Origin of the sequence: Arthrobacter sp. NPDC058288, assembly GCF_042880995.1 — a bacterium.
Classification (GTDB): Bacteria; Actinomycetota; Actinomycetes; order Actinomycetales; family Micrococcaceae; genus Arthrobacter.
Genome location: NZ_JBHVYH010000001.1, coordinates 1,096,584 through 1,112,190 on the forward strand (window position 1 = coordinate 1,096,584; position 15,607 = coordinate 1,112,190).

The following is a 15,607-nucleotide window of genomic DNA, read 5'->3' on the forward strand; positions in this document are numbered from 1 at the left end:
CTTCTCGTGACAGACGTTAACTTCTGCCACGTATGATTGGCCGGTCTGCGTACAATGGCTGGGTCCGATTTTCGGATTCGGCCGGCAGACCGGCCATTATTTTTTGCACATCCGGCAGGGGACGCCTTCACATCCATTAGGTGTGGACAGAGGTGTGCGCTCACGCAATCCAGCTTTTCAGGGAGCCCAATGAACGCCGTCCAGAGGTTCATCAGAAGCCGAGTGCTTTTGCTGACCGCGGCCATTTTGATCGTCGCCATGTGCCTGTCCGTCCTCGTCCAGGGCCAGTCGCAGGCAGCGCTCAACCGAACAGTCGACCAGAATTCCCGTGGACTCTATGACATCCTGGTCCAGGCCAAGGCGGGTTCCGGCGGAGTGCTCATGCAGCCGGAGATAGCCAACGGCCAGGGCGGCATCAGCTTCGACCAGCTGGACGGCATCCGGAAATTGTCCGGCACCTCCGTGGCGGCACCCATCAGCCTCGTGTCACGGGTATCCCAGAACCTCGAGTCCCCGCGGCTTGATGCCATGGACTACCTGGGCTTCAACTCCGGACTCGTGGGCACGGCGACCGCCGGGGAACCCGGCGCAACCGATCCCAGCAAGTGGCCGGCAGCGGAGTCGGTCCTCACTGACGAAGCCAAGAAATACCGGCTGACCGCCAGCGCCGTGAGCTCTGACGGCAAGTCGGAACAGACCCTGTTCAAGTCCATGGCCGAAGGTTCCCTCGGCAAGGCCAGGCTCGTCGAGGAGCAGGCCGCAGGCGGCAAGAGCATCCGCATCGCGGGCGCGGAAGGGGAAACCGGAATCAAGTTCCCGGCCCCCGCCGGCGGTTCCGAACACAACCTCTTCAACCTTTCAGTCTCGCTGCCGCTGGCGCCGCAGGTGACCGAGTCCGTCGTCGCCGTCGACCCCGTCTCCGAGCGCGCCCTGCTCGGCGGTGCCGGCGACTTCCTGGCTCCGCTCGAAAAGGCGCCGCCGGCGGACGCCCGGAACGCCGGTGCCATCGGCCGGCATTTCGAAAGCCTGTTCACGACGGGCATCAGCATGAAGGAGCTCGAAGAAGGACCGGACTTCCTCGGCGTCAAGCTCAAGTACTGGGCGCCCCTGATGACCCAGTACCAGCAGGCAAAGCGTAACGGCCAGCTCACCGCAGACTCGCAGGCCATACCGCTGATCGTCCGCTCCGGCACCTCCCTGGACCTCAAGTACTCGGTCAAGATCGAAGAAATCGACGACTCCGGCAACGTGGTCAAGGACGTCGGCACGGTGACCAGGTCGCTGGACAAGGACTACCTGCCTTTCGTTTCCAAGTCACCGTTTGCTCTGTCCTGGCCGGGCTCGCAGGACTACTCCCAGCTCCTGGGGAACACCGGCAACTTCAGCCAGGGACTCTACAACCCGGCAACGTGGAGCACCGACTTCGCCTCCGCCCCCAAATACACCGACGGCTCCACCGCCGGCAACGGTGCAGTGGACAAAACCGCCACGCCGGGGGAATGGGTAACGGTGAACCGGCTGCCGGAGAAGGGCGCCGGCGGCGCGCCGGTCGACCAGACCCAGCGGGAGCCCGTAGACGAACGTTCCTACCGCGAAAGCCTGGAGACCGGCACCAAGGTCGCAGCGCCGCTGGCGATGGTCTACGGCACGTTTGACGCCGAAAAGGTCAAGGAGGCCGCCGGGGACATCAACCGGCTGCCCCTGGGCGGCTACGACCCTTCACCGCTCACCCTGACCGAGGACGCACAGGGCAAAAAGGTGGAGAACACCGTGCTCAAGCCCTCGCTGAGCGCCACCGGCCTGGTCAGCCAGTCCGCCGGCGCCATCACCGACTACTACGGCCTCGCCGCCGCCCGCGGATATGAAAAGAACGCTTCGGTGATTGACGCCGTCCGGGTCCGGGCCAAGGCGCCCGGCAGCTGGAAGGAGTCGCAGCCGGAGGTCGAGAAGCTCGCGGATGAAATCCGGGACATGGGGCTGGAAGCAACGGTGGTTGCCGGCTCCGCGCGCGAAGACGCCAACATCTTTGTGCCCGGTTACTCCAAGGACGACGCCGGCAAGGAATCCGCGCTGGGCACCGTCACCCAGTCATGGGTCCGCCAGGATGCCGCCGACGCCGTGTCCGGTTCCCTGACCGGAACCAACATCACGCTGCTGTTCCTCACCTTGTGCGGCGCGGCCCTGCTCACCGGCGCATCCACCGTCAGCTATATCCGCCAGCGCCGCCGCGAAGCCGGCACCCTGCGTGCCATGGGCTGGACCCAGAAGAGGATCCGGAGCTGGGTGCTCGCGGAGTTCGGCGTGGGTGCCGCCCTCCTGGCGATCGCCGGTACCATCCTGAGCATCATCAGCTGGAACGTCGCTACGGTCATCGTTTCCGCTTCAGTCCTGGTTCTCTACGCGGCCGCGGCCTACTTCGCGGCAAGGCAGCTGAGGCACCGTGACGAGGTGGACCAGGAGCCGCAGCACGACGAGCGGCTGATCGCCGTTGATTCCCCGCTGACGTTCGCCAACCGCCAGCTGAGCACCAACAAATTCAACACCATCTCACTGGCTGTGGCAGTGGGCGTGTTTGGCGCCGCGGTGGGCGGTCTGATCGCCCTGCTGATCGACATCCCGCGGGCCGCCGGCGCGAGCGCCCTGAGCGGACTGGCAGCGGCCAGCGTGGCCCTGCCCAGCATCGTCCTGGCCCTGTCGGGCGTCGCGGTGGGCCTGGTCCTGACCCTGGTCACCGGCCGCTTCGAGCTGCAGGCCAAACGCCAGTACCTCGGCACCCTCGAAGCCATGGGCTGGAACCCGGACATGCTGGGCCAGGTCCGGCTGTTCGAGAACGCCCTCGTGGGTACGGTGGCCCTGCCGCTGGGCGTGGTCGGCGCCCTCGGCATCGGGCTCCTGCTCGCACCTTATGCCGCGCTCTGGGCCGCCCTGGCCGGACTCGTGGCTGTACTTTGCTGGATTCCAATTGCAACGAAAGTGGTCCAATGAACAACGACCTGAATCTCGACCGGATTCCCCAGGATGACGCCGGGGACGGCTCGCTCCAGACCCGTGCCAACACCATCCTGAAGGCCGCGGATCACGGGACCCCGCTGGAACTGAGCAACATCACCATCCGTTACGGCGGGCAGAAGGGCGGGGCCGACGCCGTCAACGTCGTCGAAGGCTTCAACCTGACCCTCCACGCCGGAGAGATGCACTGCGTCGCCGGCCGGAGCGGCTCCGGAAAGACCAGCATCCTGACCGTGGGCGCCGGACTCACCCTGCCGACGTCGGGCCGTGTCTTCTGGGAAGGCCAGTCACTGGAGAGCATGGGCGACGACGAAATCGCCGACCGCCGCCGGGCACTGATTGGCTACGTTGACCAGGGCGGTGCCCTGATCGACGGCATGAGCGCCCTGGAGAACGTGCTGCTGCCGGCCGTTCCGGACGGCGAAGTGGACCAGCGCCGGGACATGGCCAAGGACCTCCTGGACCTCGTGGGCCTGGGGCGGCGCATGCGCCACCGTCCGGCCCAGCTGTCCGGCGGCGAGCGTCAGCGCGTGGCCATTGCGCGCGCCCTGATCCTTGGAACACGGGTTCTGGTGGTCGACGAACCCACGGCCAGCCTGGACCGCACCTCGGCCAACCGCATCATCAGTATCCTCAAGGACACAACGTCCGACGGAATAGCCGTGCTGGTGGCGTCACATGACCACGAACTTGTCCGGCTCAGCGATACCCTGACCGAACTGATCTAGATTTAGGGGTATCAGTCCCAGCCCGGTCCGCCACGCTTCCGAAAAAAGGTAACTTCCCAGAGTGTCGTCTTCAGCCCAGACCCCGTTCTACATCACCACCGCCATCACGTACCCCAATGGTGTGCCCCACATCGGTCACGCCTATGAGTACATTGCTACGGACGCAATGGCCCGGTTCAAGCGCCTGGACGGTTACGACGTCTTCTTCCTCACCGGCACCGACGAGCACGGCATGAAGATCGCGCAGACGGCGGACAAGGAAGGCATCACGCCGAAGGAACTGGTGGATCGGAACGCCGAAATCTACAAGGCAGCCCATTCCGCGCTGGGAATCTCGTACGACCGCTTCATCCGGACCACGGACGAGGACCACTACGCGGCTTCCCAGGCCATCTGGAAGAAGATGGAGGCCAACGGGGACATCTACCTGTCCAAGTACGAAGGCTGGTACTCGGTCCGCGACGAGGCCTACTACGTTGAAGACGAGACCGTGGTGAAGGAGGACGGCCTTCGCTACTCCCGTGAGACGGATACCGAACTGACGTGGACGGCGGAGGAAAGCTACTTCTTCCGGCTCTCCGCCTACCAGGACAAGCTCCTGGCGCTGTACGAGGCACACCCCGAATTCGGTGCCCCGCAGTCGCGTTTCAACGAGGTCATCAGTTTCGTCAAGCGCGGGCTCGAAGACCTCTCCATCAGCCGGACGACTTTCGATTGGGGCGTTCCGGTTCCCGGCAACGACAAGCACGTGATGTACGTGTGGGTGGATGCGCTGACCAACTACCTCACCGGAGTGGGCTACCCCGACACTGAATCGGAATCGTTCAGGAAGTACTGGCCGGCCGACGTCCATGTGATCGGCAAGGACATTTCGCGGTTCCACGCCATCTACTGGCCGGCGTTCCTGATGAGCGCCGGGCTGGAGCTGCCCAAGCGGATCATGATCCACGGTTTCCTGAACAACAACGGCGTCAAGATGTCCAAGTCACTGGGCAACGTGGTGGCGCCCGCGGACTTCGTGGCCCAGTATGGCCTGGACCAGGTGCGTTTCTTCTTCCTCCGCGAGGTTCCCTTCGGCGCCGACGGCAGCTACAGCCACGAAGCCATCGTGGGCCGGATGAACTCCGACCTCGCCAACAACTTCGGCAACCTCGCACAGCGCTCACTGTCCATGGTCGCCAAGAACTGTGAGGGCCGCGTTCCGGTCCCCGGCGACTTCACCGCGGCGGACACCGCCCTTCTGGCTCAGGCCAACGGCCTGCTGGAAGGCGCCCGGGCAGCGTTCGAGAAGCAGGAATTCAGCCGTGCCCTGGAAGCCATTTGGGGCGTCCTGGGCGATACCAACGCCTACTTCGCCGAGCAGGCCCCGTGGGTGCTGCGGAAGACCGACGTCGAGCGCATGAACACCGTGCTGTACGTGACCCTTGAGGTGCTCCGCATTGTTGCCATCCTGGTCCAGCCGGTGATGCCGACGGCGGCCGCCGCACTTCTGGAGACCCTCGGCCAGCCCGACGGCGATGCCCGGCGGTTCGCGGCGATCGCCATGCCGCTCGTCCCCGGGACGGACCTCCCCGCTCCTGCCCCGATCTTCCCGAAGTATGAGGAACCGGCCGAAGCGTAGTCCTCCCGGCCTCGCTCCAGCTGAATGCACCAACCCATCGGACGCTCCTTCACTTGCCCGGCAAGCGGGGGAGCGTTCCGTGTTGCCCGTGGCAATTCCGTATCCCGGGGTCCGTGCGGTCGGCGCAGTCCAAGTAGTCCTCCCTATGCATGCGAGTGAATATATTCACCAAGCAGGTAATTCGTACCTGCGCTAGGTTGAGTAAACGCGTACCTGTTACTCGGGTTTAACTCCCGCCGCAAACCTAGCCTGAAAAGGCAAGCGAACTGACGACACTGTCTGGGGAGTAACTGTCACCTTCAATTCGCTGTTTGAGGTCTCACACAGGTTTGCTTTTCCTGGTCTCGAAGACGGTTACTCCGCGCAGTCTGGTCCGTTCGATCGGATTTGGTATGGAGGGACCGAACATGAAACGGACAATCGCCACTCTGGGGGTGGTGGGCCTCGGGGTTATGGGGGCCACAGTCGCGGCCTATGCCGCACCACCGACTTCCAGCGACGCACACAGCATTATCATCTGCCACGCCAAGGGCGGATCCGGGAGCTTTACGGCGGTAGAGGTCAGTGTCAACGGGCTGTCGGGACACAGCGGGCACGCTGACGACGTTGTCCCGCAGAACAATGGCGACACGCTGCCGGGGGGCCAGAACCTGACACCGGGAAACCTCGCGCTCCTCGCCCAGGGCTGCGAGGCGGGCGGTGCGGTCACGCCGTCGCCCTCCCCGACGACGCCGGCGACCGATGAGCCGACGACGCCGGCGACCGATGAACCGACGACGCCGGCGACCGATGAGCCGACGACGCCGGCGACCGATGAGCCGACGACGCCGGCCACCCAGCAGCCGACGACGCCGGCCACCCAGCAGCCGACGACGCCGGCGGTGACTGTGGTGGTTCCGCCGGCATCCACACCTGCCGCATCCACGCCGTCCGCGGTCATTCCGGCTGCCGGGGCTCCTGCAGCGGTCACACCGGGTGCGGCTGCGCCGCAGGGGGCTGCTGCGGCAGTACCGGCCGCCGGAGCGACGAACGTCGGGTACAACGTCCAGACCGCTGTCGGCAGGTCAGATGCCGGCATTCCGCAGTGGCTCGCCGCATTGACCGGCTTCTTCGGCACAGTCGGCGCCTGGGTGCTTGTGAAGAGCGGCCTGCGGTTGCGCGGCTCGAACGGCTAGGGAATCAAGCTGGGGGGGCGGGTGCCGTGACATCAAGGCACCCGCCCCCGGGTTTTCCGTCCTTCCAGTTTCGGCGTCCCAAGGAGCCCTCCATGGTCTGTCACCAACGGAACCGGCACAAGAGTGCCGCCGGTGTCCGCGGCCGGATTCTTAGCTTCAGGGACCTCCTGGTGCTCGGCGTCTGCGTCATGGGGATCCTTGGGGCCTGGCTGGCGTACGGGGTGGCCGGGGGCGCCAGCCATGGAGAGCCGGGAGCCGGGGGACTTGCGGCCACGGTCCTTACGGAGCGCTTGCCGGATGAACCGGCGGCGCCCACGGTGCCTGCGGCGGACGGGGCCGTACGGGAGCGGGCTGCGGCAGCGGATCCGGTGGGGCTGCCCGCGCTGCCGCTGGCTGTGGGCGGGCTGCCCGGGCCTGGACCGTCTCCTTCCGAACCGGCTGCGTCGGCCCCGCAGCGCATCACCTACCCGGCTGCCGGCATGGATGTTGTGGTTCACCCGTTGGAACCAGAGCCGGTCGACGCCGGGAGCCACAGCATCGTACCGCCGGAGACAATGGACGGTTACTGGCTGACGCCTTTCGGGACACCCGGCGCCGGTTCGGTCAACACGAGCTATGTCATCGGACACAGCTGGGAAGGGCTGGACGCGCCGTTCAACCACTTGAGTTCAGCTGCCGCGGCCGGGGACGAGCTGACCGTCACCACGTCAACCGGTGCCATGACCTACCGCGTCGACTCCGTTACCACTTACACAAAGGCAACTTTGAAGGACAGCCCCATCTGGGCGGTGGTCCCTAACCGCCTGGTGCTTATCAGCTGCTACACCGAGGACCCGTGGGGCAAAAACGTCGCCGTCGTGGCGTCGCCCGTGCAAGCACGCTGACAAACACGCGGGTTCCGGCGTGTTCGAATATTGAGACAACTTGACCATCATGTGGATGCCTTGGCTACCCTGAAAACATGAGCGCACCCACCATAAATCTTGCTGTCATTCCCGGCGACGGCATCGGCCCGGAGGTCATCGCCGAAGCCTTGAAGGTCCTGGAGAAGGTTGTGGCCGCCGAAGGCGTCACCCTGGACCAGACCCATTACAAGCTCGGAGCCCAGCATTGGCTGGAGACGGGGGAGACCCTTCCGGAGGAAGTGCTGAGCGATCTCCGCACCCGGGACGCGATCCTGTTCGGCGCCGTCGGTGCAGCCCCCGGTGACACCCGGATCCCCTCCGGCATCATTGAGCGCGAGATGCTGCTGAAGCTCCGCTTCAGCCTTGACCACTTCGTCAACCTGCGGCCCTCGCGCCTCTTCGGCAGCGTCGGCAGCCCGCTCGCCAACCCCGGAAAGATTGACTTCATCGTGGTCCGTGAAGGCACCGAGGGGCCGTATGTCGGCAATGGCGGCACCCTGCGCGCCGGGACAAAGCACGAGGTTGCCACCGAGGTCTCGCTGAACACTGCCCATGGCGTGGAAAGGGTTGTCCGCGACGCGTTCCGCCGCGCCAGCGAACGTCCGCGCAAGCACGTCACGCTGGTGCACAAGCACAATGTCCTTGTCTATGCCGGCCACTTGTGGAAGCGGACCGTTGAGGCGGTGGCCCAGGAATTCCCGGATGTCACCCACGACTACCTGCACATCGATGCAGCCACGATCTTCATGGTCACCGACCCCGCACGCTTCGACGTCATCGTCACGGACAACCTTTTCGGCGACATCATTACAGACCTCGCCGCAGCCGTCACCGGCGGCATCGGCCTGGCGGCATCCGGCAACATCAACATGGAACGCACCGCTCCCTCCATGTTCGAACCCGTGCACGGATCCGCCCCCGACATCGCCGGCCAGCAGAAAGCCGATCCGACGGCGGCAATCCTGTCAGCGGCACTGCTGCTGGACCACCTCGGCTATGCAGATGCAGCGAAGAAGATCGAAGCGGCAGTCATCGCCGACGTCGAAGGCCGCGATGGCCGGGAACGCACCACCAGCGCGATCGGCGACGCAATCGCCGCCGCCCTTTAGGGTCCCGCATCGGGCGTAAGCTTGTCTCGAATCACCAATAATGCTGCCGTGGTCCGACGCTGAACCACGTTCACACACCAGGCAGCCGACCGTGGAGGAACCATGACTCAGACTGCCCATGGCGTCGAATTCACCCATCAGCCCTCGGTAACCCCGAAGTCTGCTGAAGAGCGTGCAGCCATCCTGGCGAACCCGGGTTTCGGCAACTATTTCACCGACCACACTGCGATCGTCGACTACAGCGTTGACGAGAACGGCAAGGGCGGCTGGCATGACGCGCGCATCGAGGCATACGGTCCCATTTCGCTTGACCCGTCGGCGGCGGTGCTGCACTACGGCCAGGAGATCTTCGAGGGCCTCAAGGCCTACCGCCATGCCGACGGCTCGGTCTGGACGTTCCGCCCGGAGGCCAACGCTGCCCGGCTGAACAAGTCCGCCCGCAGGCTGGCGCTGCCGGAGCTTCCGGAAGAGTACTTCCTCGGCGCCATCCGCGAACTCGTGCAGGCCGACCGCGAGTGGGTTCCCGCCGGGGACGGCGAGGCGCTCTACCTGCGCCCGTTCATGATCGCCACGGAAGCGTTCCTGGGTGTCCGCGCGGCAAGGGAAGTCTCCTTCCGCGTGATCGCTTCCCCGGCCGGCAACTACTTCGGCGGGGAGCTGAAGCCCGTGTCGATCTGGATCTCCCGCGAGTACGCCCGTGCAGGCCGCGGCGGCACCGGCGCGGCCAAGTGTGGCGGCAATTATGCGGCATCCCTGATCGCCCAGCAGGAGGCCGAGGCGCACGGCTGCAAGCAGGTCCTCTTCCTGGACCAGTTCAACGACAACGCCGTTGAAGAACTCGGCGGCATGAACGTCTTCTTCGTGATGAAGGACGGTTCGCTGGTCACGCCCGCCCTCACCGGTACCATCCTGGAGGGCGTCACCCGGATGTCCGTCATGCAGGTGGCCAAGGACATGGGCCGCACCGTCACCGAGCGTAAGATCACCCTGGACGAATGGCGGGACGGCGTCGCCTCGGGCGACATCACCGAGGTCTTCGCCTGCGGGACTGCCGCCGTGATTACGCCCATCGGGGTCCTCAAGGACGCCACGGAGTTCATCGGCTCCGAGGATGCGAAGGCGGGGGAGACCACCATGGCCATCCGCGAGCAGCTCCTCGGCATCCAGACAGGAACGGTCGAGGACACGCATGGCTGGCTGACCCGCCTCGCCTGACATCCTGTTGACTGACACCGGACCGGATTGAACCACGACGCCGGGCGGACCGAAATGATTTCGGCGCGCCCGGCGTCGTGCGTTTAAATGCGAAGATGGAACGGTGAATCCCGAATCCTCTCCGTCGATTCTTCAAGCCAGCGGCCTGGCGCGGTTCCGGCTGGCACCCAACCCCGGCCCCATGAGCCTGGACGGGACCAATTCGTACCTGCTGGGCGGGCCCGAATCCGAGAGCACGGTGGTGGTGGACCCCGGGCCGTTGGACGAACGGCACCTGCGGGAACTGGCGGGGGCGGGGCGGGTGGAGCTCATCCTCATTACGCACCGCCATGCCGACCACACTGCGGCGGCGGGGCGCTTCCATGAACTCACGGGGGCACCGGTCCGTGCTGCGGATGCCCGGCACTGCCACGGCGGAACTCCGTTGGCTGACGGTGAAACACTCCATGCCGCGGGGGTGGAGCTACGCGTCATTGCCGCTCCCGGCCACACGTCCGACTCGCTCTGTTTCCACCTGCCGGGTGACGGCCCGCGCGGCTCGGTGCTTACCGGCGACACCATCCTGGGCCGTGGCACCACGGTCCTGGATTTTCCCGACGGGAAACTGGGCGACTACCTGAGAACGCTGGACAGGCTGGAAACGATTGGCCCGGCCATGGTCCTGCCCGGGCACGGCGCGGTGCTGCCGGCGCTGGACGCGGTGGTCCGCGCCTACCGCGACCACCGCCAGGAACGGCTCGCGCAGATCCGGGCGGCCCTGGCGGAGCTGGGACCCGATGCCCGGGTCGGTGAAATCACGGATGCTGTCTATGCGGACATCGATCCCGCCGTCCGTGCCGCGGCGGAGAATTCAGTCGCAGCCCAGCTGGAGTTCCTCCGCAGCTGAGCACCTGGGCGGGGCCGGCGCGGCAGCGTCCGCGGCAGGACGCCGTTCCGGAGGACTGTACGCTAGGAACCATGCGTATCGCCCGATTTGTAGCTGATTCTGATCCCCTTTACGGCGTTGTGGAAGGCGAGCCCGGCAGTGAGGAAGTCACTGTCATCAAGGGTGACCCTTTCTTCAACGGCGTTGAACGTAGCACCGTCAAGTACAAGCTTGAGGACGTGCGGCTGCTCGCGCCTATCATTCCGCGCAGCAAGGTGGTGGGCGTCGGACGGAACTTCGTTGAGCATGCCAGGGAGCTTGGCAATGACGTGCCGTCGCAGCCTCTGCTGTTCCTGAAGCCCAATACCTCGGTGGTGGGCCCCAACGATCCCATCGTGCTGCCGGAGTTCTCGGAGGAGGTTTCCTTCGAAGCAGAGCTGTGCGTAGTGATCGGGCGGATCTGCAAGGACGTTCCCGAGGACCGCGTTGACGACGTCATCTTCGGCTACACCTGCGGCAACGACCTGACGGCCCGCGATGTCCAGAAGACCGACCTGCAGTGGGCGCGGGCCAAGGGATTTGACACCTCGGCGCCCCTGGGCCCGTGGATCGAAACCGAACTGGACACCGACGACCTTCGGATCCAGGGCTGGCTCAACGGCGAACTCCGGCAGGACGGCAGCACGAGCCAGATGATCCGGGGCGTCCGTGAGCTTGTCTCCGTCGTGTCGCAGGCCTTCACGCTGCTTCCGGGCGACGTCATCATGACCGGCACTCCGGCGGGCGTGGGCCTGGTTGCGGCCGGCGACCGTTTTGACGTGGAGATCGAAGGCATCGGCCGGCTTTCCAACCCGGTTGTCCGGCGCTAGCCGCGCACTGCACCGAAGCCACGGACAGCCGCCCAGGGAATCCCGGGGCGGCTGTCCGCTTCCGTGCCGGATTTCGCGGCGGGTCCGAGCCCCGGGCAGGCGGTAAAGTTGGAGTCACTATGACTACTCCTTCTGTGTCCAACGCTGTCTCCAGTCCTGCCGTCACCGCCGAAACCCCGGTCCGGGTGCGGTTCTGCCCTTCGCCCACGGGCACCCCCCACGTGGGCCTGATCCGGACGGCGCTGTTCAACTGGGCCTACGCCCGCCACACGCAGGGCACCTTCGTGTTCCGCATCGAGGACACGGACGCGGCGCGGGACTCGGAGGAGAGCTACGAGCAGTTGCTTGAGGCCCTGAAATGGCTGGGCATCTCGTGGGAAGAGGGCGTGGAAACTGGCGGACCGCACGAGCCGTACCGCCAGTCACAGCGCCTTGACCTCTACAAGGACGTTGTGGCCAAGCTACTGGAAGCCGGCTACGCCTATGAGTGCTACTCCTCGCCGGAGGAAGTTGAAGCGCGCCATCGTGCCGCCGGCCGCGACCCCAAGCTTGGCTACGACAACTTCGACCGCAACCTCAGCGCAGAGCAGGTTGCCGCGTTCAAGGCGGAGGGCCGCGAACCGGTGCTCCGTGTCCGCATGCCCGACGAGGACGTCACGTTCACCGACATGGTCCGCGGTGAAATCACCTTCAAGGCCGGAAGCATTCCTGACTACGTGATTGTCCGGGCCGACGGCTCCCCGCTGTACACCCTGGTGAACCCGGTGGATGACGCCCTGATGGAGATCACCCATGTTTTGCGCGGCGAGGACCTGCTGTCCTCCACGCCCCGCCAGGTGGTGCTGATCCGTGCCCTGATGGAGATCGGCGTTGCCAGCTACATGCCCGTGTTCGGGCACCTTCCGTACGTGATGGGCGAGGGCAACAAGAAGCTGTCCAAGCGTGATCCGCAGTCCAACCTGTTCCTGCTCCGGGACCGCGGATTCATCCCTGAGGGCCTGCTCAACTACCTCTCGCTGCTGGGCTGGAGCCTGTCCGCCGACGAAGACATCTTCACGGTGGAGCAGCTGATCGAGCACTTCGACGTCCACGACGTCCTGGCCAACCCGGCGCGCTTCGACATCAAGAAGGCCGAGGCGATCAACGGCACCCACATCCGGATGCTGGACGCGGAGGACTTCAGGGGCCGCCTGGTTCCGTACCTCCGCGCAGCGAACCTGGTGGGGGATACGCTGACTGCCCGCGAGGAGGAGATCCTCGCCGAGGCCGCACCGCTGATCCAGGAGCGCATCGCCTTGCTGGGCGAGGCGCCGGAGATGATTTCCTTCCTGTTCAAGGACGACGACGCCATCGACGTTGCGGATGACGCCCGCAAGGGACTTCCGGAAAACCTCAGCGAGGTGCTGGACGCCGCGATCGCGGCCCTGGACGCCGTCTCCGACTGGAGCGCCGAAAGCATCCAGGCGGCGTTGAAGCAGGCACTCGTGGAGGACATGGGCATCAAGCCGAGGCTGGCCTTCGGTCCGGTCCGGACAGCCGTCTCGGGCCGCCGGATCTCCCCGCCGCTTTTTGAATCCATGGTCATCCTGGGCAAGGCATCCTCACTGGCCCGCCTCCACGCTTTCCGCGGCTGATGACTGCCATGCGCGGCGACGGCGGCCGTGTCCTGCACACGGGCTTTGGCGTCGTCCGGGGTGTGCTGTTCGACATTGACGACACCCTGGTGGACCTTGAATACGCCATGACCACGGCGCTGCGTGACGTCAGCGAACATCTCCTGCCCGGCCTGGACCAGGCCGGGTGGGAGAAGTTCGGGCGCATTTTCACGCACGAGACCACGCACTTCTATGACCGCTACCTGGCCGGAGAGCTCACCTTCAATGAGCAGCGGCTGCTCCGGGGACGGGCTGCCCTGGGACACTTCGGAGTGGAACTGGAAGAGGGCGAGGAGTCCCATGCCTGGGTCACGTCCTACGCAGCCCTGCAGCATGGTTACGTCCGTGCGTTCGAGGACGTGGCCCCGGTCCTGGACGCCCTCGACGCCGCGGGAATTCCTTACGGTGCGGTCAGCAACAACGTGCACGACTACCAGCGGGTGAAGCTTGATACCGCAGGGCTCCAGCGGATCACCGTATTGGTGGGAACGGATACCGTGGGCGTGCCCAAGCCGGATCCGGCCATCTACCTCGAGGGCGTACGCCTCTTGGGCAGCAGTGCCGCTGAGACCCTCTACGTGGGAGACAACCGCCTGCTGGACGCCGAAGGTTCGACGGCGGCGGGCTTGCTGGGCGTCTGGCTGAACCGCGGCGGGGGCACTGAGTCCGAGTTTGCCGGCCACCAGGTAGGGTCGCTCGTCGACTTGCTGGGATAGCCCCCTGCCGGTGGCCGCGCCCGGTCCGGGCGGGGCCACCGGCGTGATCACACCGGGGCGCCGGCTTTCCGCCGGTTGCGCAAGGCAACGTACGCGCCAACGGAACCAAGCCCCAGAACGCCCACCATGCCGACGGCCGTGACCGCATCGGGCTGGCCCACCATGTCGGATGGCGAGACCGCGGCCGCACTCGAGTAGAGCGTTTCCGTGCCGGCAGCCACCTTCGCGTTCCCCTCCGCCAGCTTGCCGGACCCGGTGGCAAGCTGCGTGGAACCGGAAGCGAGCTTGGTGTTGCCCTCCGAGAGCTGTGCCGCTCCGACGGCAAGGGCCTCCGAACCGCCCAGCAGGCCGGGGTTCGCTGGATCTGCCGGGTCCCCCTTGATGCCGGCATTCAGGGTTCCGGTTCCAGCGGCGAGCCGGGTGGAACCTTCGGTCATGCTTGCGGCGGCCTTGAGCAGGCCCGGGCGGTCGGGGTTTCCGGGTACGCCGTCCATGCCCACCCTGATCTTGGCAGTCCCGTCGGCGAGGAGCCGGGTGCCAAGCACAACACCGGGGTTTTCCGGATCCTGGCTGTTGAGCTTGCCGCTCAGGGTGGCAAAGCCCCCGGTCAGCCTGCCGGCCCCGGCCTGCAGTTCCCCCGTGCCGTCGTGGAGCCGTGAGGCGCCGGACTGCAGCTGGGCGGCGCCGGCGTCCAGCTTGTGGGCACCTGCAGTGATCTTTGCGATCTTGTCCTTGACGACCGAGAGCGGCACGAGTCCCTGCACGGGATCGTTCGCGGCAGCCTGCAGCAGCTCCAAAGCCTGCGCAAGGGCAGCGGTCCCCGTGCCTGTTTCCGGGTTGCCGTTGGCCCCTCGGTAGCCCTTGAGCTGGTCTGTTCCGGCGGCAAGCTGGCTGGCCCCTGCTTCCAGCTTCGATGCACCGGCACTGAGCCGGGTCGCGCCGTCGGCGAGGTTGTTCTCCGCGTTACCGGATGCAGTGGGCGTCAGCGCTGCGGAGAGCTGCACCGCGCCTGCAGCCAGTTTGCCGGCACCGTCATCGACCTTGTAGACACCCGGGGCGAGCTTCGTCGTCACGTCCGTCTCGATCTTCACCGCACCGGCCGCAAGCTTCTCGGCTCCGGCTTGGAGTTGGTCGGCGCCGGGGGCCAGCTTGTCGGTGATGCCGGCGCGGACCTTCTGCGCTCCGGCGGCGAGCTTGCCGGCCCCGGTGTCTGCCAGCGTGGCGCCGGCGGCGAGCTTCCCGGCTCCGTCCTTGAGCTGATCGGCGCCTGCGGAGGCCTGGCCGGCTCCGTCCTTGAGCCTGGATGATCCTTCGGTGATGCGGCCGGTGACCACGGTGTAGAAACCCAGCAAGGCAACAAGGAGCAAAGCAAGCAGCGCTATGGCGATCTGCTGGCCGCGTGTGCGGGGGTTCGGGGGAGCAGTGGCACGACTCTGTGGCACGGTTGGTTCCTCTCGACGGTCCTGGCGGAAGCGTGTGTGGCCCCGGAAGCCTCCAGCCGTGACGCAGCTAACATTCCGAACTGGGCGTAGAACTGCAGGTCAGGCCGGCTTCGGGGAGGTTGTTACTCTGCGGTAACTTACCGAGCGTAAACTTGATTGCCCCGGAATTGCAAGGGTTTTCTCGCGGGGCGACCCGAATCGTGCGTCATCGCAGCGGGTTGGGCGTGCAGCGGAAGGGGAGTCGGGCCCCGATTTGTGCCATCCAAAACTCTCGGGTAAAGTAATTACTCGTGCTGAG

The 15,607-nt window shown here is 65.8% G+C and carries 12 protein-coding genes; 11 read left to right on the forward strand and 1 reads right to left on the reverse strand.

The genetic code is table 11. From position 1 onward, the window contains the following. Window positions 1–189 precede the first annotated feature (189 nt). From ACFVWT_RS05255 to ACFVWT_RS05305, 11 genes are all read left to right on the forward strand, one after another. Entirely contained in the window at window positions 190–2,985 is a 2,796-nt protein-coding gene (locus ACFVWT_RS05255; RefSeq protein WP_390245868.1) for an ABC transporter permease, read from the forward strand. After that, on the forward strand, window positions 2,982–3,737 hold the full coding sequence (locus ACFVWT_RS05260) for an ABC transporter ATP-binding protein (RefSeq protein WP_390245870.1): 756 nt from the start codon (window positions 2,982–2,984) through the stop codon (window positions 3,735–3,737). Before ACFVWT_RS05255 ends, ACFVWT_RS05260 begins: the two co-directional genes overlap by 4 nt. Before the next feature lie 61 nt (window positions 3,738–3,798). Further along, window positions 3,799–5,358 (forward strand): methionine--tRNA ligase, encoded by a 1,560-nt coding sequence (gene metG / locus ACFVWT_RS05265; protein ID WP_390245872.1) that lies wholly within the window; start codon window positions 3,799–3,801, stop codon window positions 5,356–5,358. A 407-nt stretch (window positions 5,359–5,765) separates the two neighbouring features. Continuing rightward, window positions 5,766–6,533, forward strand: a complete 768-nt coding sequence (locus tag ACFVWT_RS05270; protein ID WP_390245874.1) for a hypothetical protein — start codon at window positions 5,766–5,768, stop codon at window positions 6,531–6,533. Between the two features lie 92 nt (window positions 6,534–6,625). Then, complete coding sequence (locus ACFVWT_RS05275; RefSeq protein ID WP_390245876.1) at window positions 6,626–7,417, forward strand: class F sortase; 792 nt, start codon at window positions 6,626–6,628, stop codon at window positions 7,415–7,417. Between the two features lie 77 nt (window positions 7,418–7,494). Continuing rightward, complete coding sequence (locus ACFVWT_RS05280; RefSeq protein WP_390245878.1) at window positions 7,495–8,547, forward strand: 3-isopropylmalate dehydrogenase; 1,053 nt, start codon at window positions 7,495–7,497, stop codon at window positions 8,545–8,547. Between the two features lie 102 nt (window positions 8,548–8,649). Further along, window positions 8,650–9,762, forward strand: a complete 1,113-nt coding sequence (locus ACFVWT_RS05285; RefSeq protein WP_390245880.1) for a branched-chain amino acid aminotransferase — start codon at window positions 8,650–8,652, stop codon at window positions 9,760–9,762. Between the two features lie 103 nt (window positions 9,763–9,865). Continuing rightward, a complete protein-coding gene (locus tag ACFVWT_RS05290; protein ID WP_390245882.1) occupies window positions 9,866–10,648 on the forward strand; it encodes an MBL fold metallo-hydrolase in 783 nt (260 codons plus the stop codon). 71 nt (window positions 10,649–10,719) lie between these two features. Next, the gene (locus tag ACFVWT_RS05295; RefSeq protein ID WP_390245884.1) at window positions 10,720–11,496 is read left to right on the forward strand and encodes a fumarylacetoacetate hydrolase family protein; all 777 of its coding nucleotides are present in this window, start codon (window positions 10,720–10,722) and stop codon (window positions 11,494–11,496) included. Window positions 11,497–11,615: 119 nt separating this feature from the next. Beyond that, window positions 11,616–13,130 carry a glutamate--tRNA ligase gene (gene gltX, locus ACFVWT_RS05300; RefSeq protein ID WP_390245886.1) on the forward strand — a complete coding sequence of 505 codons (1,515 nt, stop codon included), beginning with the start codon at window positions 11,616–11,618 and terminating at the stop codon, window positions 13,128–13,130. Continuing rightward, window positions 13,130–13,867 (forward strand): HAD family hydrolase, encoded by a 738-nt coding sequence (locus tag ACFVWT_RS05305; RefSeq protein ID WP_390245888.1) that lies wholly within the window; start codon window positions 13,130–13,132, stop codon window positions 13,865–13,867. Before gltX ends, ACFVWT_RS05305 begins: the two co-directional genes overlap by 1 nt. A 47-nt stretch (window positions 13,868–13,914) precedes the next feature. On the opposite strand, the gene ACFVWT_RS05310 is transcribed toward ACFVWT_RS05305, so the two are convergent. Continuing rightward, on the reverse strand, window positions 13,915–15,309 hold the full coding sequence (locus ACFVWT_RS05310) for a hypothetical protein (RefSeq protein ID WP_390245890.1): 1,395 nt from the start codon (window positions 15,307–15,309) through the stop codon (window positions 13,915–13,917). Window positions 15,310–15,607: the final 298 nt, after the last annotated feature.

Coding starts and splice junctions, on each gene's coding strand:
- ACFVWT_RS05255 (WP_390245868.1), top strand. CDS start 190: ATGAACGCCGTCCAGAGGTTCATCAGAAGCCGAGTGCTTTTGCTGACC.
- ACFVWT_RS05260 (WP_390245870.1), top strand. CDS start 2,982: ATGAACAACGACCTGAATCTCGACCGGATTCCCCAGGATGACGCCGGG.
- ACFVWT_RS05270 (WP_390245874.1), top strand. CDS start 5,766: ATGAAACGGACAATCGCCACTCTGGGGGTGGTGGGCCTCGGGGTTATG.
- ACFVWT_RS05275 (WP_390245876.1), top strand. CDS start 6,626: ATGGTCTGTCACCAACGGAACCGGCACAAGAGTGCCGCCGGTGTCCGC.
- ACFVWT_RS05280 (WP_390245878.1), top strand. CDS start 7,495: ATGAGCGCACCCACCATAAATCTTGCTGTCATTCCCGGCGACGGCATC.
- ACFVWT_RS05285 (WP_390245880.1), top strand. CDS start 8,650: ATGACTCAGACTGCCCATGGCGTCGAATTCACCCATCAGCCCTCGGTA.
- ACFVWT_RS05295 (WP_390245884.1), top strand. CDS start 10,720: ATGCGTATCGCCCGATTTGTAGCTGATTCTGATCCCCTTTACGGCGTT.
- gltX (WP_390245886.1), top strand. CDS start 11,616: ATGACTACTCCTTCTGTGTCCAACGCTGTCTCCAGTCCTGCCGTCACC.
- ACFVWT_RS05305 (WP_390245888.1), top strand. CDS start 13,130: ATGACTGCCATGCGCGGCGACGGCGGCCGTGTCCTGCACACGGGCTTT.